This window comes from Providencia sp. PROV272, assembly GCF_049901975.1.
Lineage (GTDB): Bacteria > Pseudomonadota > Gammaproteobacteria > Enterobacterales > Enterobacteriaceae > Providencia > Providencia stuartii.
On record NZ_CP096291.1, the window covers coordinates 4,058,295 to 4,080,001 of the forward strand.

The window sequence follows — 21,707 nt, forward strand, 5'->3', positions numbered from 1 at the left end:
CTTATCAGCGGAAATTGCTGTTATCTATCGCTCAGGATAAAACAAAAGTCGCTCAGTAGCCACCTTGTTCCCTTTGTATCGTGCGTATCGCCAGCTTTTTATATCAGAGCGAAGCAATCTTTATACCGTTTCTTTAGATGAGGTGATGTGGGGAAGGAAATGATGATATTAAAGATAATGGGTGATTTCACTACGCCTGAATATCACCCATATCGCGTTATATTTGTTAAACGGACTCAGACTAATTTGAATCAATAGGTAAGCTACTGTCTTCTTTTGCGAAATGTCGCCCCATGGTAAAAATCAAACATAATGGGATTAGGGTAATTAATAATGCGTACTCTCTCGCATAGTCAGCTAACATTGCCATCATAAAAGCACCACCAGCAAAGCCAAATAAGGTTAAAAAGTAGCAATAACTTTTGTATAACGCCTCTTTGCGCTCTTGCCCTTTAAATGCCACGGATTCTGCTAATGAGCTAAAACCTAATTGTACGTTAAGTGTCACAGCAATATTGCCATATAACATGCCATTAATTTTATGGAACGCATTACCTTGCATACCCGCAATAAACGATAGCGCCCATACCGCGTGGAAACCACTTGCCTCCACTTTAAAAAAGTAAATATAAGCAATGAGCAGTAACAGCAGTATGATTTGTGACTGCTCCCCGCCCTTTCGGGCGAGGCTTCCCACTTCGTTGGCCGCAACCGTCTATATGACGGATTTACGCTGGCCTCCATGGGCAGGCACGACGAGTCCCGCCGCACATAATTCCAGCATGCCCTTTTGCCGTATATTGATCGCCGCATTGATATCGCGGTCATGTTCAACTTCGCATTCGGGACATTGCCAGATACGCCTGTTCAACGGCATTTCCGGCATTTTGTAACCACAGCAATGACAGGTTTTCGAACTGGCGAACCATTGTTCCAGTTTCACCACATGAACACCTTTCTCTGCTGCTTTGTATTCCAGTTTTGAGATAAATCCGCTCCATCCGGCATCGCCTATCGCTCGTGCCAGATGGTGGTTCTTCATCATATTTGCCGATTTCAGCGTCTCTACAATTACCGCTTGGCTTTCGTCAACAATTGCGCGAGAGAGTTTGTGTTGAAAATCAGCGCGGGCATTAGCTACCCGCTCATGGACACCCGCAACCTGTATGCGGGCTTTCCTGCGATTTGCACTACCTTTTTTCTTACGTGATAAGGCTTTCTGTTTGCGCCGTAAATTCCGGCTGGCGTTGATAAGGTGTCGGGGATTAGCAACCTTAGCGCCATCAGATTTTATGGCAAAATGCGTCAGCCCCATATCCAGACCTGTGATATTTGATATCAACGTTGGCTTTGATGGCTCTTCCATCCCGTCATCACATAGTAGCGAGGCATAGTATTTCCCCGTTGCACTGCGGCTCAATGTGATGCTTTTCAACGTGCCGGTAATTTCACGATGCAACCGTGTTTTAATCGCCGGAATTTTCGGGATTTTGACTGCTCCATCCAGCACTTTCACCCCAACGCAGTGATAGCTCGATTGTTTTCCATGTTTGCGTTTGAACGACGGGAAACGGGCTTTTAGCTTCGGATTGAAAAAGTTGGAAAAAGCGATATCCAGATTGATCACCGCCTGCTGCAACGCGATCGAATCATATTCCTTCAACCAGGCATATTTGCGTGATCGCTTCGCTACTGCAAGCAGTGGCTTGAGGTCTTTACGTGGGTTTAAATTTACGCCGTGACGCTGGTAAGCCTGCTTTTTAATGTTCAGAGCTTTGTTGTACACGAAACGAACTGCACCGAACTGGGCATTGAGATACTCAGCTTGTTCTGGTGTCGGATATATGCGTACTTTTGTAGCTCTTAACATATTCAGCGCTCATTGATATACTTCATTTATTTTAACACGTTAAGTGAAAAATTCAATTGAGTAATCAACACGAATCTCTCGAAGGCTTTCTTCGTAAACGGCATAGTGTAAGTAAGCTGGTTGTGCATTTAATCTTTACGACAAAATACCGCCGTAAGCTGTTTGACGGGCAGATGATCGCTCAGTTACGTGAAGCTTTTGGTTCGGCTGCGGCAAAGTTGGAGTGCGAAATTATCGAGATGGATGGCGAACGAGATCATGTCCACCTGCTGATAGCGTATCCGCCAAAGCTAGCTGTCAGCGTGATGGTCAATAATTTAAAATCGGTATCGTCGCGCCTGCTCCGTCAGCAAAATACCCACTTGCGGATGCAGAGCAAAACTGGGCTGCTGTGGTCTCGCTCATACTTTGCCTGTAGTGCAGGTGGTGCCACGATAGAAACGCTCAAAGCGTATGTGCTCAGTCAGAATACGCCGGAGTAGCCTGCCTTAAAGCCCAGCGGGCTTTTCGCCTTATATCCCCGCCCGCATTGGGCGAGGGTTTACGGCGGATTTTGCTAAATAAGGTGCTAATTCTGCTGAATCAGAAAATAAATAACCACTTACTGCCGTTTCGGGGAATACTGCATAATCAACGCCTTGTGCCGCCACTTTTTCCGCTGCTTCCGCGAGACGGCGAATATTCCCCTCTAAGTCGCCCCAAGCGGGAACAAAATCAACAGCAGCAACTTTACTGCTTTTCTTCACTGTTAAATGGTTCATGCTATTCGTCCTTATTTAATAACCACCGTTATTGTCAGAAGTCATATAAAGCAGCCCAACTATTGGCTAAACCAACAAATAACGAATATTCAAAAAATTGATGAGTGAAGCCGACTCATCAATAATGATGAGGTAACAAACTTCTTAATTGATTTATTACGTTTATTTAATTAATGCGTAGCACTCTTATTTCGATATCATTAATCTCTATTATTTAGCCGTAGCCCAATTAATTTATTTAAATAATAAAATTAATTGGGCTGGATAATTTAAATAACTTTTTTCGTTTTCATTTCAGCTATTTGTTGTTCGCTATAGCCTAACTCTTTTAAAATTTCGCTATTATGTTCACCTAAAAGTGGTGCACTTTTTATTTCAGGCGTAAAAGCTGAAAATTTCATTGGGCAACCCACCGTCAAATAATGGCCTCTCAATGGTTGTTCTACTTCAACAATAGAGCCACTGTCACGCAAAGATGGGTCATACATAATCTCTTTCATACTCAAAACCGCCGAGCAAGGTACGCCGAACTGGTCAAAGTAATCTGTTAGCTCATGTTTATCTTTGTCTTTAGCAATCTCTTCAATAGCATCCCAAACATCTTGGATATGGCTGACCCGTGCTTCTGTGGTTGCAAAGGCAGGATCGGTTTTCCACTCAGGTTTACCTAATGCATCACAGGTATTGGCCCAGTTGTGATCTTGATTGATAAAATAGATATAGGCATTCGGGTCATGATCACTCCCTTTACATCGCAACATCGTTCCCGGTTGCCCTCCACCGCTGGCATTACCGCCACGCGGTACTGCATCACCAAATGAACCATTTGGATATTGAGGATACTCTTCTAAAAAACCGAGTTTTTCGAGACGTTGCTGGTCACGCAATTTAACGCGGCATAGGTTAAGCACGGCATCTTGCATCGACATAGTGACACGTTGCCCTTTCCCCGTTTTCTCGCGTTGCAGTAATGCTGCTAATAAACCAATTAATAGGTGCATACCAGTATTGCTATCGCCTAGTGCCGCTGAACTCACAACCGGTGGGCCATCAGGAAAACCCGTTGTTGATGCGGCTCCCCCCGCGGCCTGCGCAACGTTTTCGTAGGCTTTCACATTCGCATAAGGGGAGTTTTCATTGAACCCTTTGATGGAGCCAAAAATCAGGCGTGGGTTTAGCTGTTGAATGACTTCCCAGGTAAACCCCATATGGTCAATCGCTCCCGGATGGAAATTTTCAACCAAAATATCTGCTTGGCGGATCAGCTTTTCCATCACCTCTTTGCCTTCAGGGGTTTTCGTGTTCAGCTCTAGCGAACGCTTATTACTATTGAGCATGGTAAAATACAATGCATCAACATCAGGAATATCTCTAAGCTGGTTACGGGTGACATCCCCAATCCCCGGTCGCTCAATTTTTATTACATCTGCCCCGAACCAAGCCAACATCTGAGTACATGATGGGCCAGACTGTACCCCTGTAAAATCAAGAACACGAATGCCTTCAAGTGGAAGTGGAAAAGCCATAATCACTCCTTATTGTATGATGGATACGAGGCATCTATTTGATGCCTCACCTTCATCTATTTATTATGCAACCAAACGCGCAACGTAGATCCACAACGGTGCTGCGATGATAAAACCAAGTACACTGACTGCGAGGGATGCTGTTCCCGTACGGGTATACAGGTTAAAACGGCTCGCGATAATAATTCCAGAGAAGGCAGGCGGTAATGCGCCGGCTAATACCATCATCTGTAGTTGCTCTGAGCTCATATTAAATGTCATACCAACTAGCAATAATAAGCCCGGCATCAATATTAATTTGAGTAAGGTGTTGTAGATAATTTCACCATCAAATTCGAATTTATTCGCGGCCAGTGTCAGGCCGGCTGCAAATACCGCGACACCGGAGTTAGCTTTGGCAATAAGGTCAAAGGTCGGGTCCCAAACATCAGGAATTTTAATCCCGATTAATACCAAAACTGTCGCCAATACTGGTGACCAGACAACAGGCTCTTTGAATGCCGAAATAAGAGCATCCATACCGCCGCCGCCTTTTTTACCATCAGCATTGGAAGGGTTAAGTAAGAATAAGCCAATTGGGATAGTAATCGCATTCACGATAATCGAAATAATCGCCACAACTAAACCGGTTGATACGGTTTGCCCATAGATAGGATCCAAAACCGCAAAACCAAGGAAGCCAATGGTAGGAGAGCCAGCAATCAATGCACACACCGCGGCTTCACCACGACTATGTTTAAAAATGTACTTACAACTAAAGAAAGAAAAGAAAAAACAGACCAATAGCACGACAAACGAAATAATTGTCAGCTTAGTATCTGCAAAAATCATTTCACGGTTTGCACGCACAATGGAGACAAATAACGCGGCAGGCAAAGCATAGTTTAAAACCAGTTTATTAAATGCTTTTGCTTGGTCATTGGTAAATACGTTGCGTTTACCGCTAGCGTATCCCAGAACCATAATGATAATTATGGGCAATAAATCGCTCATAAATATCTTAAACATAAAATCAGCCATATGATTTTCACCTATTTTGGGCAAAAGCGTTCCTATGCCACTTAAAAGAATAAGTGGCACAGAAACCATTTAAATATTTATTTCATTGAAATAACGCTAATTTTTCACAACAGATTTCGGATTTAAGTTACCAATATGACCACTTTCTGTTCCTACTGCTGGATCAATAACCACATTAATCAATGTCGGTTTACCAGACTCAAGACCTGCTTTTAGCGCCTGTTGAATTTCATCTGGTGTCGTTGCGTTATAACCGATGCCGCCAAAAGCCTCGATCATCTTGTCATAACGTGCGCCTGCCATTAATACCGTTGGGCACGGGTCCTTATCGCCATGTAAATTGACGCCATCGCCGCGGTAAATTCCCCCATTGTTAAAGATTAAAATGGTGACTGGCAGTTGATAACGGCAGATAGTTTCAATTTCCATACCACTAAAACCAAACGCACTATCTCCCTCAATCGCCACGACAGGCTTACCGCTAGTGACCGCTGCACCAATAGCATAACCCATACCAACCCCCATTACGCCCCAAGTACCACAGTCGAGACGTTTGCGAGGTTCATACATATCGATGATATTTCGTGCATTATCGAGGGTGTTAGCCCCTTCATTCACCACATAAACGTCTTTATGGTCGACTAACACATCGCGAATTGCGCGCAATGCATTGAAATAGTTCATCGGTGATGTATCGGTATTCAGCTTAGCGGCCATCTTCTCGCTATTTGCTTTCTTATGCTCATCAATCCCAGCCATCCAATCGCTCGGTGACTTCACTGGTGTGGTTTTTAACCCTTCAAGTAGTGCGGCAACACTTGAATAGATATCGCCGACAACAGGGGCTGTTATTGGACGATTGCTATCGATTTCAGATGGCTCAATATCTAATTGAATAAATTTCGTCTCTGGCGACCAGTGTTTGCCTTTTCCGTGATCTAATAGCCAGTTTAGGCGTGCCCCCATTAATACGACGACATCGGCATTAGAGAGTGCATGGGAACGTGCTGACGCGGCTGATTGTGGGTGATTATCTGGCAATAACCCTTTTGCCATCGACATAGGCAAGTAAGGGATACCTGTTGTTTCAATAAATTGACGAATATTTTCATCCGCTTGGGCATAGGCTGCCCCTTTACCTAAAATAATCAACGGACGCTTTGCCGATGCCAATAATTTAAGTGCTTTATCAACAGCTTCAGGCGCAGGTAGTTGGCGTGGAGCAGGGTCTTCAACCGTAAAGATTGTTTTGTCTGCAGCATCTTTGTCCATCACCGCAGCCAATACTTCGGTTGTTAAGTCAAGATAGACGCCACCAGGACGACCAGAAACAGCAGCACGAATTGCGCGAGCCAGAGCAATACCCAGGTCTTCCGGTTTATTGACTCGGTAGGATGCTTTAACAAAGGGCTTAGCGGTATTCATTTGATCCAGCTCTTCATAATCGCCTTGTTGTAGGTCGATAATTGCTCTATCACTGGAGCCGCTGATTTGTATCATTGGAAAGCCATTGGTCGTCGCATTCGCTAATGCCACCATACCATTTAGAAACCCCGGTGCAGACACCGTTAAACAGATACCGGGTTTTTGGGTTAAAAAGCCGCTGATTGCCGCAGCATTACCCGCAGATTGCTCATGACGAAAACCAATATAACGAATACCTTCAGCCTGTGCATGCCTAGCCATATCCGTCACAGGGATCCCCACAACACCATAAATTGTGTCAATGCCATTTTTTTTCAGTGCATCAACAATAATATGCATACCATCAGTCAAATTTTGGGTTTGATCAGTCGACATGTCCACCTCATGAAATATGTAAAAAGAAAGTGTGGAGGGGGCTTATCAGCGACCCCCTCATTTATTCGCGTTAAATGGCTTTATTGGTGCGCATTGAGGCGATCTGCTCCGCGCTATAACCTAATTCAGTTAACACTTCCTCGGTATGCTCACCTAACAGTGGCGCACTCTTTATCTCAGGGGTGAATGATGAGAACTTCATTGGACAACCAACAGTGAGATAAGTCCCGCGTTTTGGTTGCTCAACTTCAACAATGCTGCCGCTATCGCGTAATGATTGGTCACGAGCAATCTCACGCATGCTCAATACAGGCGCACATGGCACACCATATTTGCTTAAATATTCAACGGCTTCATGTTTGTCTTTATCGGCTAAGAATTTTTCAATTTCAGCAAAAATATCGAAGATATGTGGTTGGCGCGCTTGTGGCGTGCTGTAGGCAGGGTCTTTCGCCCACTCTGGCTTGCCAATAGCAATACAAGTTTGCTCCCAATCTTGCTCTTGGATAGTAAAATAGATGTATGCGTTTGGATCCGTTTCCCAACCTTTACACTTCAAGATCCAACCCGGCTGGCCACCGCCACCAGCGTTGCCCCCACGAGGAACGGCATCACCGAATTTACCGTTTGGATACTGAGGATACTCTTCAAGATAGCCCACTTTTTCTAAACGCTGCTGGTCGCGCAACTTCACACGGCAAAGGTTTAATACGGCATCTTGCATCGACATCGTCACGCGTTGCCCTTTTCCGGTTTTTTCACGGTGTAACAAGGCGGCTAGTAGACCAATTAATAAGTGCATTCCCGTATTGCTGTCGCCTAGTGCTGCTGCACTGACTAATGGTGGGCCATCCCAAAAACCTGTGGTTGACGCCGCTCCACCCGCAGCTTGCGCAACGTTTTCATACGCTTTTACATCTGCATAAGGGGAGTTCTCATTGAACCCCTTGATAGAGCCAAAGATTAACCGTGGATTTAGCTCTTGAATATGTTCCCAAGTAAAGCCCATATGGTCGATAGCACCCGGATGGAAGTTTTCAACTAATACATCCGCCTGCTTAATCAGGCGTTCCATGACCTCTTTGCCTTCCGGCGTTTTGGTATTCAGTTCAACAGAACGTTTATTACTGTTGAGCATGGTAAAATAAAGCGCATCGACATCAGGAATATCTCTTAACTGATTGCGCGTCACGTCACCGACGCCTGGGCGTTCAATTTTAATTACGTCAGCACCAAACCACGCTAACATTTGGGTACAAGATGGCCCTGACTGTACACCGGTGAAATCGAGTACTTTGATACCTTGTAAAGGAAGATCCATGAATTACCTCATTATTTAGCTGTCGTAAATGGAATTGAATATTTATTTAGCTGTGGTGAAAGTCATTTCAAAAAATAAAGATTTTATTTAGATGGATTTTATTAATAAATAATGATTTACACCGTTATAATAAATATTTCACTTAATGTCTAGACGACAGAAATAATGTGTTTTAATAGCTCAATTATCCTTTCCTATTAATGATTAACAGTTATTAATACCCTATTCTTTCAATAATAGAACAAACCTCTATCTATATATACCAAAATAAACAATATGGATTATTATAATAAGACATTATTACATCTTATTTAGAGAATCCTATTTGGTTGACTAAAAATAAATAACATAATTGGATGTTCTTAAATAAACATTCACAAACAACAAATTATATTTAAAATCAACCAATTAACCGCACTACTGTTTTATTGGATTAAATAAAATTCAACAATAAGTTAATTATTATTGAATAATATTCAATTATTATTTATTTGATCTACTCCTTAATCAGGTGAATAAAACAACTCATAAAAAGAAAGTGATTAATAATGATCTTTATCGGTACGTCATATTTGTTTTATTAAAATAGAATCGGTTATGTATTTTTCTATATTATGATAATAGAGAAAAAAGTTATTACACTCATTATGTTTATTCTTAAAATTAATCAAAGCGTACACTTTATATGAATATAAAAAGAAAGTGTTCCATTTTTTAATCCTCTTTTTATGAAAAAACCCACAAACAATATTCTTGTTTGTGGGTTTATTATCAGAACTCAACAATTGAAAGGTTTAATTTTTCTCTTGTTGCTGCTGTTTCTCTTTTTCGACGATTTCACGGTACCAACGCGGGTGATGCTTTTTCGCCCAACCACGGGTTACCCAACCTTCCACCATCGCACGCACAGAGCCTTTCACCCAGATTGCGGCATAAGCGTGCACGATAATCATAATGATCAGAGCTATCGCTGAAATGGAGTGCACGATAATCGCTGCACGATAAATTGGGATTGAGAAAAAGTCTGCAAAGTAAGGACGCCACATAATCACGCCACTTACAGCCAGTAGCACTAAGCAGATAGAGACAACCCAATATACCCCTTTTTGACCAAGGTTATATTGACCAACATCCCCAGCTTCTTCGTTTTTCAATACCTTACCGATATTTTTCGCCCACTTAATATCTTCTTTGTTGATAAAGTTGTGGTGAAAATAACGGAAAAACATAAAGACGAACAGCAGGAACATCGCGGTACCAACAAAAGGATGCAGGATCCTAGCAAGTTGTGATGTGCCAAAAATGTTCATGAACCAGTTCAGTGATGGGAAGAAAAACCCCAATCCACTGATAGCAGTGAACAAGAAGCAAATCACAACCGCCCAGTGATTGATCCTCTCAATCGGCTTATGGCGAATAATTTTTTCATTATCCTGCGGCATCATTTTTGATCCTCCCCTTCAACTGACTTTGAAGTCTCAGAAGATTTTGAGTCCTGAATATCTTTCAGAGCCTCTTCTTCTTCTTTCTTGGAGACGCGGTTCGGACCAATACCCACATAGTGGAAGATGGCCGCCGCAAAGGTCGCAGCAAAACCAACCGCTGCTAACGGCTTCCAGATACCTTTCCAGAAAGTGACTGTTGGACTGATTGTCGGGTTGTCCGGCAAACCATGATACAACTGAGGTTTATCAGCGTGATGCAAAACATACATTACGTGTGTACCACCAACGCCTTCTGGATCATAAAGACCCGCGTTGTTGTAACCACGTGTTTTCAGTTCAGCCACACGGTCGCCTGCCAGCGCCGTCATATCCTCTTTGCTACCAAAATGAATAGCGCCTGTAGGACAGGTTTTCACGCAAGCAGGCTCTTGTCCAACTTCAACGCGGTCGACACAGAGCGTACATTTGTATGCACGGTTATCTTCTTTGTTGATGCGTGGAATGTTGAACGGACACCCCGCAATACAATAGCCACACCCAATACAGTGCTCAGATTGGAAGTCAACAATACCGTTTTTATACTGAACGATCGCACCTTCTGACGGACAAGCTTTCAAACAGCCTGGGTCATAGCAGTGCATGCAGCCATCTTTACGGATCAACCACTCGAACTTGCCATTTTCTTCCACTTCAGAAAAGCGCATAACGGTCCACGACTTCGCGGTCAAATCCGTTGGGTTATCATATACCCCAACGTTAGTGCCGATTTTGTCACGAATATCGTTCCACTCTGAACATGCTACCTGACAAGCCTTACAGCCAATACAGGTAGTCACGTCAATCAGCTTCGCCACTTCTTCCTTAAAGTCCCTCACTTGCGCGGGGGGCGTCAGGGAATTGGTGGCGGAGCGACGAATAATGTCTTGTGATTGCATTGACATAATTTATCTCCTTACACCTTTTCCACATTGACAAGGAATGATTTAAATTCCGGCGTTTGCGTGTTGGCATCACCCACATATGGTGTCAGTGTATTTGCAATAAAGCCTTTCACTGCTAAGCCCTCAAAGCCCCAGTGGATAGGAATACCAATCGTATCCACATCCTTGCCGTTGACTTTCAACGTATGAATACGTTTCGTCACAACTGCTTTCGCTTTGATATAGCCACGCTTAGAGCTGACTTTCACCATATCACCTTGTTTAATACCTTTTTCTTTCGCCAAACGATCACCAATTTCAATGAATTGTTGTGGCTGAATAATGGCATTCAACAACGCATGTTTTGTCCAATAGTGGAAATGCTCTGTTAAGCGATAGGTTGTTCCAACATAAGGGAACTCTGTCGCTTTACCCATTTGCGCCCAGTCATCTTTGAACACACGCGCAGCCGGGTTCGAGACCACATTTGGATGTAATGGGTTAGTATCGAGCGGAGTTTCAATTGGTTCATAGTGTTCTGGGAACGGACCTTCTGCCATTTTGTCTAGTGCAAATAGGCGACCCATCCCTTCCGGTTGCATAATAAACGGATTCACACCACTTCCCGGAGGCGCATTGCTATAGTCTGGTACGTCCATACCAATCCACTTGCTGCCATCCCACTCAAGAATTTGACGGCGAGGATCCCATGGTTTACCCATTGGGTCAGCAGATGCTCGGTTATAGATAACACGACGGTTTAATGGCCATGCCCACGCCCAACCAAGGGTATTACCTAGGCCAGTAGGGTCAGAGTTATCACGGCGCGCCATCTGGTTACCTTTCGGTGTCCAGCTACCAGCAAAGATCCAACAGCCACTTGATGTCGTACCATCATCACGCAATTGAGCGAACGAACTCAGTAGTTCGCCTTTCTTCACAATGATGTTGCCATCGGCATCTTTCAGATCCACCAGCGCATAACCATTGCTTTCCTGAGCCACTTCTTCCGGTGTTGGATTATCACGGTCAAAGTAGTTCCAAGTCATGTTCAAGACTGGCTCTGGCGACTCACCACCCTCTGTTTCATAGAGTTGGCGTATACGGTGGTAGATACCCGACAGAATTTCGCCATCGCTAATCGCTTCACCGGGTGCATCTGCACCTTTCCAGTGCCACTGTAGCCAACGCGCTGAGTTAACAATCGAACCATTTTCTTCAGCAAAACAGCAAGATGGCAGACGGAAGACCGTTGTCTGAATTGCAGACGGGTCAACGTCATTCATTTCACCGTGATTTTGCCAGAAGTTTGACGTTTCTGTGTTCAGCGGATCGATGGTGACCAAGAATTTCAGCTTAGATAGCGATTTGATAATTTTGTTTTTGTTCGGGAATGAGGCTAATGGGTTAAAGCCTTGGCAGATATAGCCATTGACTTCACCTTTATCCATCATCTCGAAATAACGCAATACGTCGTAGCCCTGATCCCATTTAGGCAACCAGTCAAAGCCCCAATCATTCTCTTTCTGCGCTTTATCACCATAGAATGTCTTCATCATACTGACGAAGAATTTCGGGTAATTGCCCCAATAGTTAACCTGACCTGGTAAGGTCATTTTGGGTGTATTCGCAGCCAAATAGCTTTCGAGGGTAGTTTGTTTTTCTGACGGTAAAGTCAGATAACCCGGTAAGCTTTGAGATAATAAACCTAAGTCGGTCAGACCTTGGATATTCGAATGACCACGCAATGCGTTAACACCGCCACCTAGCATACCCATATTACCTAGCAGTAACTGGATCATCGCCATCGTACGGATGTTTTGCGCACCGATAGTATGTTGTGTCCAGCCAAGTGCGTATAGGAATGAGGCCGTCTTATCTTTCGCGCTCGTTTCTGCAATGTACTCGCAAACTTTCAGGAAATCTTCGATTGGGGTACCGCAGATGTTATTCACCACTTCTGGTGTATAACGGCTAACGTGCTCTTTTAGTAAGTTCAAGACACAGCGAGGGTGAGTGAGCGTTGGGTCGCGTCGTGCGAAACCATTCTCATCCATCTCGTAGTTCCACGTCGTTTTATCATACTGACGTTTCTCGGGATCATAGCCTGTGAACAAACCATCATCAAAACCGTAATCTTCACGGATGATCAGGCTGGCGTTAGTGTAGGCTTCCACATACTCTTGCTGGATTTTTTTATTATCCAGTAGGTATTTGATCACACCTGACAAGAACGCAATATCAGTACCAGAACGTATAGGCGTGTAGAAATCCGCCACTGCCGCTGTACGGGTAAAGCGTGGATCAATAACAATCAGTTTGGCTTTATTATGGATTTTGGCTTCCATCGCCCAGCGGAAACCGACTGGATGCGCTTCAGCCGCATTACCACCCATAACAACAACAAGGTTAGCGTTTTTAATATCAACCCAGTGGTTGGTCATCGCACCGCGACCAAATGTTGGAGCAAGACTTGCTACCGTTGGTCCGTGTCAGACACGCGCTTGGTTATCCACGGCAAGCATGCCGAGGGCGCGACTAAATTTTTGGGTGACAAAACCTGTTTCGTTACTGGCGGCTGATGCACAGAGCATACCTGTTGTCAGCCAACGGTTAACCGTTACACCATCTTTGTTCTGTTTAATAAAATTGGCATCACGGTCTTCTTTCATCAACTTGGCGATGCGGTCAAACGCTTCGTTCCAAGTGATACGTTTCCACTCATTCGTACCTGGTTCGCGTACTTCAGGGTATTTGAGTCGACTTTCACTATGAATAAAGTCGATAAGTCCTGCACCTTTCGGGCAGAGTGCGCCGCGGTTTACCGGATGGTCCGGGTCACCTTCGATATGAAAAATGCTCTCTTTCGCATTTTTCGCTCCATCGCCTAAGCTATACATCAATAGCCCACAACCGACAGAGCAGTACGTGCAGGTATTTCGGGTTTCTTTCGCACGCAGTAATTTATACTGACGTGTGGACGCTAACGCAGTTGAGGGTGCAAAACCCAATGCTGCTGCCGTCGTACCCGCCATACCGCCAGCACAGATCTTAAAGAACTGTCTTCTGCTGACTTGCATGGGGATCTCCTCATTTACATTGCTCTTGTTACCCGGTGAATGTTTTAAATCGCATTATTCAGGTAAACTGTTCTTATTCAACGTCTTCCGTATCGTATTCAGGTTCATTGCCTGATAAATGGTGTAAATTCTTTTTACCCATAATCAATATTATGTATCATTAATGCTAGGAATTCATCTAATGCATGAAACAAATAACACGAAATTGTCAAAATCCATCAAAATGATTGGCGCAAATCACACAAGTGTGCAACAAAAAGGCAACCTCGAACAGTCTGTAACTGATTGGGTAGCCGAAGAATTACCTGTTGCTTTGGTTTATAATGGGATATCTCATGTCGTTATGATGGCGACCCCAAAAGATTTAGAAGATTTTGCTGTTGGGTTCTCATTATCGGAAGGGATCATACAGTCAAGGCAAGAAATTCGTGGAATTGATATTGTTCAAGGCTGCCATCGTGGTATTGAAGTGCATGTTGAGTTATCCAGCCGCCGTTTCATGGGGTTGAAAGAGCGCAGGCGCAACCTCGCCGGCCGGACAGGCTGTGGTATTTGCGGCACGGAACAACTCGACGAAATTTTTAAACCTATTTCCCCACTGCCATTCACCCAAACTTTCTCACTAAGTCACTTAGATAACGCATTATCTGAGCTAAAAAAAGTGCAAGAAATCGGAGCACTCACTGGATGTACTCATGCTGCCGCGTGGATTTCACCAGAGGGCCAATTGGTTGGCGGTTGTGAAGATGTTGGCCGCCATGTCGCATTGGATAAACTTTTAGGTATGAAACACCGTCATGATTGGCAACAAGGTGCCGTATTGGTTTCTAGTCGAGCGAGTTATGAGATGGTGCAAAAGGCGGCAAGCTGTGGCGCTGAGATTTTGTTTGCTGTTTCTGCTGCGACCTCATTAGCCATTGAAGTCGCGCAAAAAGCAAATTTAACGTTAGTCGGTTTCTGCCGCCAAGGAAAAGCCACAGTATTTACCCACAGTAATCGAATTACAGATTAAGCCACCGACTGATATTTCAAATAAACAATTAAAAAAGAAAAATATCAACGTCCTAACATTAAAAATAGTATGGCATGCATAAACATTTACATAGCACTCCCTTTATTCATTTCCCAGAGAGTGCAACATCCAAAGGTTAGGCTCGATATATTCGCCCCATTGAGCTTGTGTATCGATATTAACGGGAACTAACGCCTGCGGTACAATATATTGGCCAGACTGCATAAAACGCATGCCTGTCCATGACTCCCATTGTTTAATGGTGCCAGCAATCACCATAGAACGATATACAGGCTGTAAAATTTTACCCCCTAATCGCCAATGTGTGCGTATCCAAGGGTCAAAAGGCTCCCCTTGTGTATTTTTCCATGCACAATAATCGTCAAATGATTGTAGAGGATAACGATGCTTTAAAGTGGGTCGTACAGGAACAACAACCGCCTTCGCCCCATACGCTACAGCCGCTTTTTTCAACGCATTAATCAGTAGTGCTGGAATTTGATAACCACGATATTCAGGCTCAATCGTCACTGATAATGCAGAAATATAGCGATCTTCACCTTGTTTATTCTCAACCGCAAAATTGAAAATATCATCCCAACCAAAATCAGGCAGTTTTGTCAGATTTTCATCAGGCCATAGAAAGGAGATCGCTTTAATGACACCGACGACCTTCTCTTTTCCATCCACATTCGCGACAGCTAAAAACTGAAATTGTGCATTCGGCTCTTCATACAATACTTGCCAATATTCATCACAAACAGCAGTTTGGCTCATAAACTCTGGCCATAATTTATCCAGCAGTTCATCGGATTCATCGATAAGGTCAGGTCGCTGTACAAAATTGTAGATGTGTATATTGGTAGGAAGCTTAATGCTCATGAATATAACCTATGACTAAAATTAGCTCGACATTATAAAAAGAAAAATCACAAGAAGGATTAAGACAAAATTAACGTTAAGCAGACATCATCCAAATAATAAGTATTTCTTAATGATGTTAGCACTATCACTGCTCTTTGCCATATATTGCGATATTCTCTTGATAATTAGATGAAATAATTAAACTAACACTCTAATTATATTATTTTTATAATAATCAAAGGAATACTAGGCGGATTCAAGTCCGAAGTGCAACGCTAAGCCGCCTTTCTTAGCTCCGCAAACACCACCGAAGGTTGTCTGAACCCCAGACACTTGCGTGGCCTGCTGTTCAACGCTCCCTGATAGCGTTGTAAGTCTTCTTCTGTCACTGTCCGCAGGTCTGTTCCTTTCGGGATAAACTGTCTTAACAACCCATTCGTATTCTCGTTCAGCCCACGCTCATGCGAGGCATACGGATGGGCAAAGTACGTATCTGCGTTCAGTGCTTCTGCTATCGCCTTGTGCTCACTAAACTCTAGACCGTTATCGAACGTTATTGTGTGACATACATCCTGATACTCACTCAGCAGTGAGATAATGGCCTTACTGACTTCCACCGCATCCTTTGAAAACACCTTTTTTGTCAGGTAAATACGGCTTTTGCGTTCTGCCAGTGTCACGATAGCACCAGTGCCCTGTTTACCCTGCACCAAATCGGCCTCCCAGTCCCCCAGACGGCTACGGTCATCGACGACTGACGGCCGTAGCTCAATGGATACCGCATCAGGGATGCGCCCTCGTTTCTGCCCGTAGCCCTTACGATATCGCCGTTTGCCCTGCCTAAGATGCCTGTACAACTCGCCACCGCTACGCTTATCCGCATAGATATACTGGTAAATCCATTCATGGCTGACGCTAAGACCAATAATGCTGCCAATTGCACTTATTTGCTCAGGACTCCACTTCCACTCCAGAGCAAATATCACGAAATCTATGGTCTGCTGAGGAATTGTCCTTTTGGCAGATGACAGCCGCCTATCACAGCACTTCTGGTGTGCCTGTTGTGGGTTATAACCAGTATCTGAAGTGTTACGCCTCAGTTCACGGGAGACCGTGGACTTGCTTACACCGATACGGATACCTATCTCATGGCAGGATAAATTATCCTCACGCAGTATCGATATCTGGTATCGTTGTCCTTCGGTTAGTTGCTGATACTTCATACTTACTCGCTCATCTTTGGTCGGAAGAGCAGGATAGCTTATCAGTAGCTAACCGTCCTTCCATCTAACATGACCGAGCGTTGCACTTATTATCTGAATTCGCGCTATATGAATGATATCAAAACAAAAAAGCTAATATATCATCTTACTAGTTTGAAAAATATAAGAAATATATTGATTGAGGGCTTAAAGCCAAGAGTAGACATTAAGAAATTTCATGATATTGCAGACAAAGAGATCATCGAAGGTAGAAAAAAACATCAATTAGATAGCTATGTTCCGTTTCATTGGTTTTCACGCAATCCCTTTGATGGCAGAGTGCAAAAAAATTTTCCTAATGAAAAATTTGTACTCATTACGATTAAAAGAGAGTTGGCTCAAAAAGAAAACTGGAAAATTATCCTAAGGCACCCTTTGGCTTTTTGCCAATAGTTTATATGCAGGAAATAGTGAACATCTGTCACCGAATTGGGTGACTATTGACAATACAGACCTCATTAGCCGCCGTAAAGATACCTTTTGTATTCACCGATCGTCATGCATATCCTGTGAAGTCTCAGTTTTATAACCAGTTAACAGATCTAACGGCGATAGATTGACAGCAGCTTGCTGATAAGATAGCAAGCTGCCACAACTTTTAGCTAAGCAAATTTTTACTTGCCGATACAGAAACTGGAGAAAATACGGCCTAACAGGTCATCTGATGTAAATTCACCGGTGATCTCGCTCAGCTCTTGCTGTGCAAGGCGCAACTCCTCTGCAAGTAGCTCACCGGAGCGAGCAACGACCAATTGCTCATGACCTTGCGCTAAGTGCATTGCCGCTGCATCAAGGGCTTGTAGATGACGGCGACGAGCCAAAAAACCACCTTCGGTATTACTATTAAAACCCATCGTCTCTTTTAGGTGATCGCGCAACAAATCAATCCCTTTCTCTTCACGTGCAGATAGGCGAATTAATGGGTAACGAACATCTTCAACAAACTCAATTTTTTCACCTGTTTTATCCGCTTTATTGCGGATCACAGTAACAGGCAATGTTTCTGGCAGGCGTGCCATAAATTCAGGCCAAATTTCTTGAGGCTCTGTCGCATCCGTGGTGGTGCTATCAAGCATAAACAAAACTCGGTCTGCCTGTTCAATCTCTTTCCATGCTCGCTCAATACCAATACGTTCAACTTCATCACTCGCTTCACGTAAGCCCGCTGTATCAATCACGTGCAATGGCATACCATCAATATGAATATGCTCACGCAAAACATCACGTGTGGTTCCTGCAATATCAGTCACAATCGCTGCTTCACGACCTGCTAACGCATTCAATAAACTCGATTTCCCTGCATTAGGACGACCCGCAATCACCACTTTCATCCCTTCACGCAACAAGCTGCCTTGGCGAGCTTCTGAGCGCACTCGCTCTAAATCCGCTATCACGTCATCCAATTTGGCTTCAATTTTACCGTCAGAAAGAAAATCAATTTCTTCATCAGGGAAATCGATGGCAGCTTCGACATAAATACGTAATGTCGTCAATGCTTCGACCATTTGATGGATTTGTGCTGAAAATGCCCCTTGTAACGAGTTCATTGCCGAACGGGCGGCTTGCTCTGAACTTGCATCAATCAGATCTGCAATCGCCTCAGCTTGTGCTAAATCTAATTTGTCATTCAAAAATGCACGTTCAGAGAACTCACCTGGGTTAGCAATACGCACCCCATCAATCGTCAAAATACGTCTAAGTAATAAATCAAGAATGACAGGACCACCATGGCCTTGCAGTTCTAGAACATCTTCCCCTGTAAATGAGTTAGGGCCGGGGAAAAAAATGGCAATACCTTGGTCCAGTACGGTGTCATCGACGTCACGAAAAGGTAGGTAATCCGCATAACGCGGTTTTGGTAGCTTACCCAACACAGTTTGAGCAACTACAGCCGCTTTTGGGCCTGATACACGTAAAATACCGACCCCACCACGACCGGGAGGTGTTGCCTGTGCAACAATCGTATCGTTGGTTTGCATGATGTCTCTCTGTCATTCCTATAAAAAATTAAGGCGGTCATGAATGGCCGCCTTAATACTATATCCTGAAATAAGCTTCTTGCTTACCCAAGACCTCTATTATTTCTTCTCTTTTTTATCACGGCTATGTAGACCACGTTTTTCCAGACCGCGGTAGATGATCTGCTGCTGGATAATGGTCACCAAGTTACTCACGATGTAGTACAGTACCAGACCAGAAGGGAACCACAGGAAGAAGATAGTAAAGACGACCGGCATATAGGTCATAATCTTCTGCTGCATAGGATCGGTCACGGCTGTTGGCGACATCTTCTGAATAACAAACATAGTCACACCCATCAACACTGGCAGGATGTAGTATGGGTCTTGTGCTGACAAGTCCTGAATCCAACCAAAGAATGGTGCATGACGTAGTTCAACAGAACCCATCAACATGTAATAAAGAGCAAGGAAGATTGGCATTTGGATAAGCAGCGGTAAACAACCACCTAGTGGGTTGACTTTCTCTGCTTTGTACAACGCCATCATTTCTTGGCTCATACGCTGTTTGTCATCACCAATACGCTCACGCATTGCCGCCAGTTTTGGTTGCAATAAACGCATTTTCGCCATTGAGGTGTACTGTGCTTTAGTCAGCGGGTACATAATACCACGGACGATAAAGGTAATGATGATGATAGCAATACCCCAGTTACCGACAAAACCGTGAATAAATTTCAACAGCTTGAACAGTGGCTGAGAGATAAACCATAACCAACCATAATCAACCGTTAAGTCTAAATGAGGTGCCACTTCAGCCATTTCTGACTGGATTTCAGGGCCTACCCATAGCGTCGATGAATAAGTACCAGCACCATTAGCAGCAATCGTTAATGGTTGGCTCTTATAACCGATAATCGCCTCTTTTTGACCAAGGTCGATGGTGTAGAACGTGCTATTTTCATTACTTGCAGGAACCCACGCGGTTGCAAAGTATTGTTGCAACATCGCCACCCAACCACCTTTAGTGGTGACATTGAGTTTTTTATCTTCGATATCACTAAAGCTATATTTTTTATAGTTAGATTCATCTGAAGAATAGGCTGCACCACGGTATGTATGTAATGCGAAGTTGCTGCTACCTGTATCACGTTCTTTTGGTAGTTGGATAGTTTGTTTTAACTGACCAAAGAAGGCAAGGTTCAAAGCTTGCGCTGTTGGGTTCTGAATATTGTATTCAACATCAACATTGTAGTGGCCGCGTTTCAACACATAGGTTTTTTGATAAACCACACCGTTTTTGTCGGTGAATGTCATCGGAACACGTAGCTCATCTTGGCCATCCGCAAGAATGAAACTTGATGATTCCACACTATAAACAGGGCGTTGACCATTGCTATTATCTGGGTTATCTGGGCCATGTTGGCCAATCAGACCACTTTGTGCCTGATAGATAAAATCGGGTGTAGTTTCCAGTAAACGGAAGGGACTTTCCGAATGAAGGGTTGCAGGATAGGCTAACAAGTCAGCCTCATCGATATCACCACCACGAGTATTGATGCGTAAATCTAACACATCCGTTTTCACTGTGATTAGCTTACCTTGCCCACTGCTTGTAACAGCTTGGGAATCACTGCTTGGCATATCTGTTTGTTGTGTCGTTTGGACAGTTTTTAGATCCTGAGCAGCTTTATCGCTTTCCCAGGCCTGCCATACTAAGAACGAAACAAATAGCAAAGCGATGAGTAGAAGATTGCGTTGCGAATCCATCGTTATAATTCTCTATTATCATCGTTTTTTTTAGGCGGAACAGGATCGTCTCCACCAGCGTGTAAAGGGTGGCATTTTAATACGCGTTTCGCCGTTAACCAACTACCTTTTAACATTCCAAACCTGCGCAATGCCTCAATTCCATAATTTGAACAAGTTGGATTGAAACGGCAACGAGGCCCTAACAGTGGGCTAATTGCCAATTGGTATCCCCTAATCAACCCAATCAGGAGTTTTGAGCCAAGCGACAGTGTCGACGCCATAATTTACCCAATGTTTCCGTTATTTGTTGATTATCGAGATTAGCAACCCCTTTTCTTACCAATACCACAAAATCCATGGGAGGCAACTCATGTTGATGCAAACGAAAATATTCACGGGCTAATCGCTTAATACGATTTCGCTCATGAGCTCGTTTAACATTTTTTTTGGCGATGGTGAGACCGATGCGGGGATGCCCCAGCTCGTTTAGGCGACCAAGGATTGTTATCTCTGGGGAACTCGCCCTCTGCGGCTGCTTAAAGACATTATCGAAGTGCCTGGGAGTTAACAAACGTAACTCCCGGGTAAAAGCGAGCGTAACCACTTGAATAGAGGGCTAGCTTTATTACTTAGATGAAACGGTCAGACGAGCGCGGCCTTTAGCACGACGGCGAGCCAGAACCTGACGACCATTTTTAGTGGCCATACGAGCACGGAAACCGTGTGAACGGTTGCGTTTCAGTACGGACGGTTGAAAAGTGCGTTTCATAACGATTTCTACCTAACTTTAAAATTTATTACTGATTCAGTAAACGCGTTGGCAACCAGTGGAAACTGATTTACACCTGTGCCTCTATCGCAACAATATAGAAAGAGGCAGGATTGTAATAAAACATAGGGGGTCACGTCAATGAAATGACGCAATCAAACCACTTTATTTATAGCCTGGCTGACAGGTTTGCTGACATATGCTGCAACAGCGAATGAAGCGCCATTTTCATAACTTACCTCGAAATGGTCTATCGTGAAAATCACTTCAATGCAGTACACAGGGTGGAAGATTATACGGACTCCGCCTCAAAGCGCAAGGATCATCGGCCGATCTAAAAATATTTT

The 21,707-nt window shown here is 43.8% G+C and carries 20 protein-coding genes; 3 read left to right on the top strand and 17 right to left on the bottom strand.

Annotated features, from left to right (window positions below):
- Positions 1–241: 241 nt before the first annotated feature.
- The gene (locus tag M1E93_RS18880; RefSeq protein WP_104873114.1) at positions 242–697 is read right to left on the bottom strand and encodes a DUF1275 family protein; all 456 of its coding nucleotides are present in this window, start codon (positions 695–697) and stop codon (positions 242–244) included.
- Positions 698–715: 18 nt separating this feature from the next.
- Positions 716–1,870 carry an RNA-guided endonuclease InsQ/TnpB family protein gene (locus tag M1E93_RS18885; protein ID WP_061064538.1) on the bottom strand — a complete coding sequence of 385 codons (1,155 nt, stop codon included), beginning with the start codon at positions 1,868–1,870 and terminating at the stop codon, positions 716–718.
- A 56-nt stretch (positions 1,871–1,926) separates the two neighbouring features.
- Between M1E93_RS18885 and tnpA the strand changes: the two genes are divergently transcribed.
- Positions 1,927–2,352, top strand: a complete 426-nt coding sequence (tnpA, locus tag M1E93_RS18890; RefSeq protein WP_061064539.1) for an IS200/IS605 family transposase — start codon at positions 1,927–1,929, stop codon at positions 2,350–2,352.
- A gap of 30 nt (positions 2,353–2,382) precedes the next feature.
- Here tnpA and M1E93_RS18895 read toward each other — a convergent pair whose 3' ends face one another.
- The 8 genes from M1E93_RS18895 to fdnG form a co-directional block, all read right to left on the bottom strand.
- A complete protein-coding gene (locus tag M1E93_RS18895) occupies positions 2,383–2,631 on the bottom strand; it encodes a nitrilase-related carbon-nitrogen hydrolase (RefSeq protein ID WP_061064540.1) in 249 nt (82 codons plus the stop codon).
- Between the two features lie 269 nt (positions 2,632–2,900).
- Positions 2,901–4,157: a formyl-CoA transferase gene (gene frc, locus M1E93_RS18900; protein ID WP_042117085.1), complete on the bottom strand. Its 1,257-nt coding sequence runs from the start codon at positions 4,155–4,157 to the stop codon at positions 2,901–2,903.
- 63 nt (positions 4,158–4,220) lie between these two features.
- Positions 4,221–5,165, bottom strand: a complete 945-nt coding sequence (yfdV, locus tag M1E93_RS18905) for a transporter YfdV (RefSeq protein ID WP_014657170.1) — start codon at positions 5,163–5,165, stop codon at positions 4,221–4,223.
- Positions 5,166–5,273: 108 nt separating this feature from the next.
- The gene (gene oxc / locus M1E93_RS18910) at positions 5,274–6,977 is read right to left on the bottom strand and encodes an oxalyl-CoA decarboxylase (RefSeq protein WP_104873113.1); all 1,704 of its coding nucleotides are present in this window, start codon (positions 6,975–6,977) and stop codon (positions 5,274–5,276) included.
- A 70-nt stretch (positions 6,978–7,047) separates the two neighbouring features.
- Positions 7,048–8,298 carry a formyl-CoA transferase gene (gene frc / locus M1E93_RS18915; protein WP_014657168.1) on the bottom strand — a complete coding sequence of 417 codons (1,251 nt, stop codon included), beginning with the start codon at positions 8,296–8,298 and terminating at the stop codon, positions 7,048–7,050.
- Between the two features lie 794 nt (positions 8,299–9,092).
- Positions 9,093–9,743: a formate dehydrogenase cytochrome b556 subunit gene (gene fdoI, locus M1E93_RS18920; RefSeq protein ID WP_004924143.1), complete on the bottom strand. Its 651-nt coding sequence runs from the start codon at positions 9,741–9,743 to the stop codon at positions 9,093–9,095.
- Complete coding sequence (fdxH, locus tag M1E93_RS18925) at positions 9,740–10,684, bottom strand: formate dehydrogenase subunit beta (protein WP_014657167.1); 945 nt, start codon at positions 10,682–10,684, stop codon at positions 9,740–9,742. The genes fdoI and fdxH overlap by 4 nt, the downstream gene beginning before the upstream one ends.
- An 11-nt stretch (positions 10,685–10,695) precedes the next feature.
- Positions 10,696–13,743: a formate dehydrogenase-N subunit alpha gene (gene fdnG, locus M1E93_RS18930; RefSeq protein ID WP_080728249.1), complete on the bottom strand. Its 3,048-nt coding sequence runs from the start codon at positions 13,741–13,743 to the stop codon at positions 10,696–10,698.
- A gap of 181 nt (positions 13,744–13,924) precedes the next feature.
- Here fdnG and fdhD point away from each other — a divergent pair, with 181 nt between their 5' ends.
- On the top strand, positions 13,925–14,755 hold the full coding sequence (fdhD, locus tag M1E93_RS18935) for a formate dehydrogenase accessory sulfurtransferase FdhD (protein WP_053110692.1): 831 nt from the start codon (positions 13,925–13,927) through the stop codon (positions 14,753–14,755).
- A 102-nt stretch (positions 14,756–14,857) separates the two neighbouring features.
- Here the strand turns inward: fdhD and M1E93_RS18940 are convergent, their stop codons facing one another.
- Positions 14,858–15,637 (bottom strand): hypothetical protein, encoded by a 780-nt coding sequence (locus tag M1E93_RS18940; RefSeq protein WP_036942445.1) that lies wholly within the window; start codon positions 15,635–15,637, stop codon positions 14,858–14,860.
- Between the two features lie 257 nt (positions 15,638–15,894).
- Positions 15,895–16,842: an IS30 family transposase gene (locus M1E93_RS18945; protein WP_140035165.1), complete on the bottom strand. Its 948-nt coding sequence runs from the start codon at positions 16,840–16,842 to the stop codon at positions 15,895–15,897.
- A 108-nt stretch (positions 16,843–16,950) separates the two neighbouring features.
- Here M1E93_RS18945 and M1E93_RS18950 point away from each other — a divergent pair, with 108 nt between their 5' ends.
- A complete protein-coding gene (locus tag M1E93_RS18950; protein WP_060560777.1) occupies positions 16,951–17,274 on the top strand; it encodes a DarT ssDNA thymidine ADP-ribosyltransferase family protein in 324 nt (107 codons plus the stop codon).
- Between the two features lie 221 nt (positions 17,275–17,495).
- On the opposite strand, the gene mnmE is transcribed toward M1E93_RS18950, so the two are convergent.
- The 5 genes from mnmE to rpmH form a co-directional block, all read right to left on the bottom strand.
- Positions 17,496–18,860 carry a tRNA uridine-5-carboxymethylaminomethyl(34) synthesis GTPase MnmE gene (gene mnmE / locus M1E93_RS18955; RefSeq protein ID WP_004924119.1) on the bottom strand — a complete coding sequence of 455 codons (1,365 nt, stop codon included), beginning with the start codon at positions 18,858–18,860 and terminating at the stop codon, positions 17,496–17,498.
- A 99-nt stretch (positions 18,861–18,959) separates the two neighbouring features.
- Positions 18,960–20,609, bottom strand: a complete 1,650-nt coding sequence (yidC, locus tag M1E93_RS18960; protein WP_004924116.1) for a membrane protein insertase YidC — start codon at positions 20,607–20,609, stop codon at positions 18,960–18,962.
- Positions 20,610–20,611: 2 nt separating this feature from the next.
- Positions 20,612–20,872, bottom strand: coding sequence for a membrane protein insertion efficiency factor YidD (yidD, locus tag M1E93_RS18965; RefSeq protein WP_014657163.1), 261 nt, complete (start codon positions 20,870–20,872; stop codon positions 20,612–20,614).
- On the bottom strand, positions 20,836–21,195 hold the full coding sequence (gene rnpA / locus M1E93_RS18970) for a ribonuclease P protein component (protein ID WP_004924110.1): 360 nt from the start codon (positions 21,193–21,195) through the stop codon (positions 20,836–20,838). Before rnpA ends, yidD begins: the two co-directional genes overlap by 37 nt.
- Before the next feature lie 21 nt (positions 21,196–21,216).
- Positions 21,217–21,360 carry a 50S ribosomal protein L34 gene (gene rpmH, locus M1E93_RS18975; RefSeq protein WP_004906236.1) on the bottom strand — a complete coding sequence of 48 codons (144 nt, stop codon included), beginning with the start codon at positions 21,358–21,360 and terminating at the stop codon, positions 21,217–21,219.
- Positions 21,361–21,707: the final 347 nt, after the last annotated feature.

What these genes read in the sequence shown, in the direction of transcription:
- M1E93_RS18885 (WP_061064538.1), bottom strand. Translation starts at nt 1,870, where the DNA reads ATGTTAAGAGCTACAAAAGTACGCATATATCCGACACCAGAACAAGCT.
- M1E93_RS18895 (WP_061064540.1), bottom strand. Translation starts at nt 2,631, where the DNA reads ATGAACCATTTAACAGTGAAGAAAAGCAGTAAAGTTGCTGCTGTTGAT.
- frc (WP_042117085.1), bottom strand. Translation starts at nt 4,157, where the DNA reads ATGGCTTTTCCACTTCCACTTGAAGGCATTCGTGTTCTTGATTTTACA.
- yfdV (WP_014657170.1), bottom strand. Translation starts at nt 5,165, where the DNA reads ATGTTTAAGATATTTATGAGCGATTTATTGCCCATAATTATCATTATG.
- oxc (WP_104873113.1), bottom strand. Translation starts at nt 6,977, where the DNA reads ATGTCGACTGATCAAACCCAAAATTTGACTGATGGTATGCATATTATT.
- frc (WP_014657168.1), bottom strand. Translation starts at nt 8,298, where the DNA reads ATGGATCTTCCTTTACAAGGTATCAAAGTACTCGATTTCACCGGTGTA.
- fdoI (WP_004924143.1), bottom strand. Translation starts at nt 9,743, where the DNA reads ATGATGCCGCAGGATAATGAAAAAATTATTCGCCATAAGCCGATTGAG.
- fdxH (WP_014657167.1), bottom strand. Translation starts at nt 10,684, where the DNA reads ATGTCAATGCAATCACAAGACATTATTCGTCGCTCCGCCACCAATTCC.
- fdhD (WP_053110692.1), top strand. Translation starts at nt 13,925, where the DNA reads ATGCATGAAACAAATAACACGAAATTGTCAAAATCCATCAAAATGATT.
- M1E93_RS18940 (WP_036942445.1), bottom strand. Translation starts at nt 15,637, where the DNA reads ATGAGCATTAAGCTTCCTACCAATATACACATCTACAATTTTGTACAG.
- M1E93_RS18945 (WP_140035165.1), bottom strand. Translation starts at nt 16,842, where the DNA reads ATGAAGTATCAGCAACTAACCGAAGGACAACGATACCAGATATCGATA.
- M1E93_RS18950 (WP_060560777.1), top strand. Translation starts at nt 16,951, where the DNA reads ATGAATGATATCAAAACAAAAAAGCTAATATATCATCTTACTAGTTTG.
- mnmE (WP_004924119.1), bottom strand. Translation starts at nt 18,860, where the DNA reads ATGCAAACCAACGATACGATTGTTGCACAGGCAACACCTCCCGGTCGT.
- yidC (WP_004924116.1), bottom strand. Translation starts at nt 20,609, where the DNA reads ATGGATTCGCAACGCAATCTTCTACTCATCGCTTTGCTATTTGTTTCG.
- yidD (WP_014657163.1), bottom strand. Translation starts at nt 20,872, where the DNA reads ATGGCGTCGACACTGTCGCTTGGCTCAAAACTCCTGATTGGGTTGATT.
- rpmH (WP_004906236.1), bottom strand. Translation starts at nt 21,360, where the DNA reads ATGAAACGCACTTTTCAACCGTCCGTACTGAAACGCAACCGTTCACAC.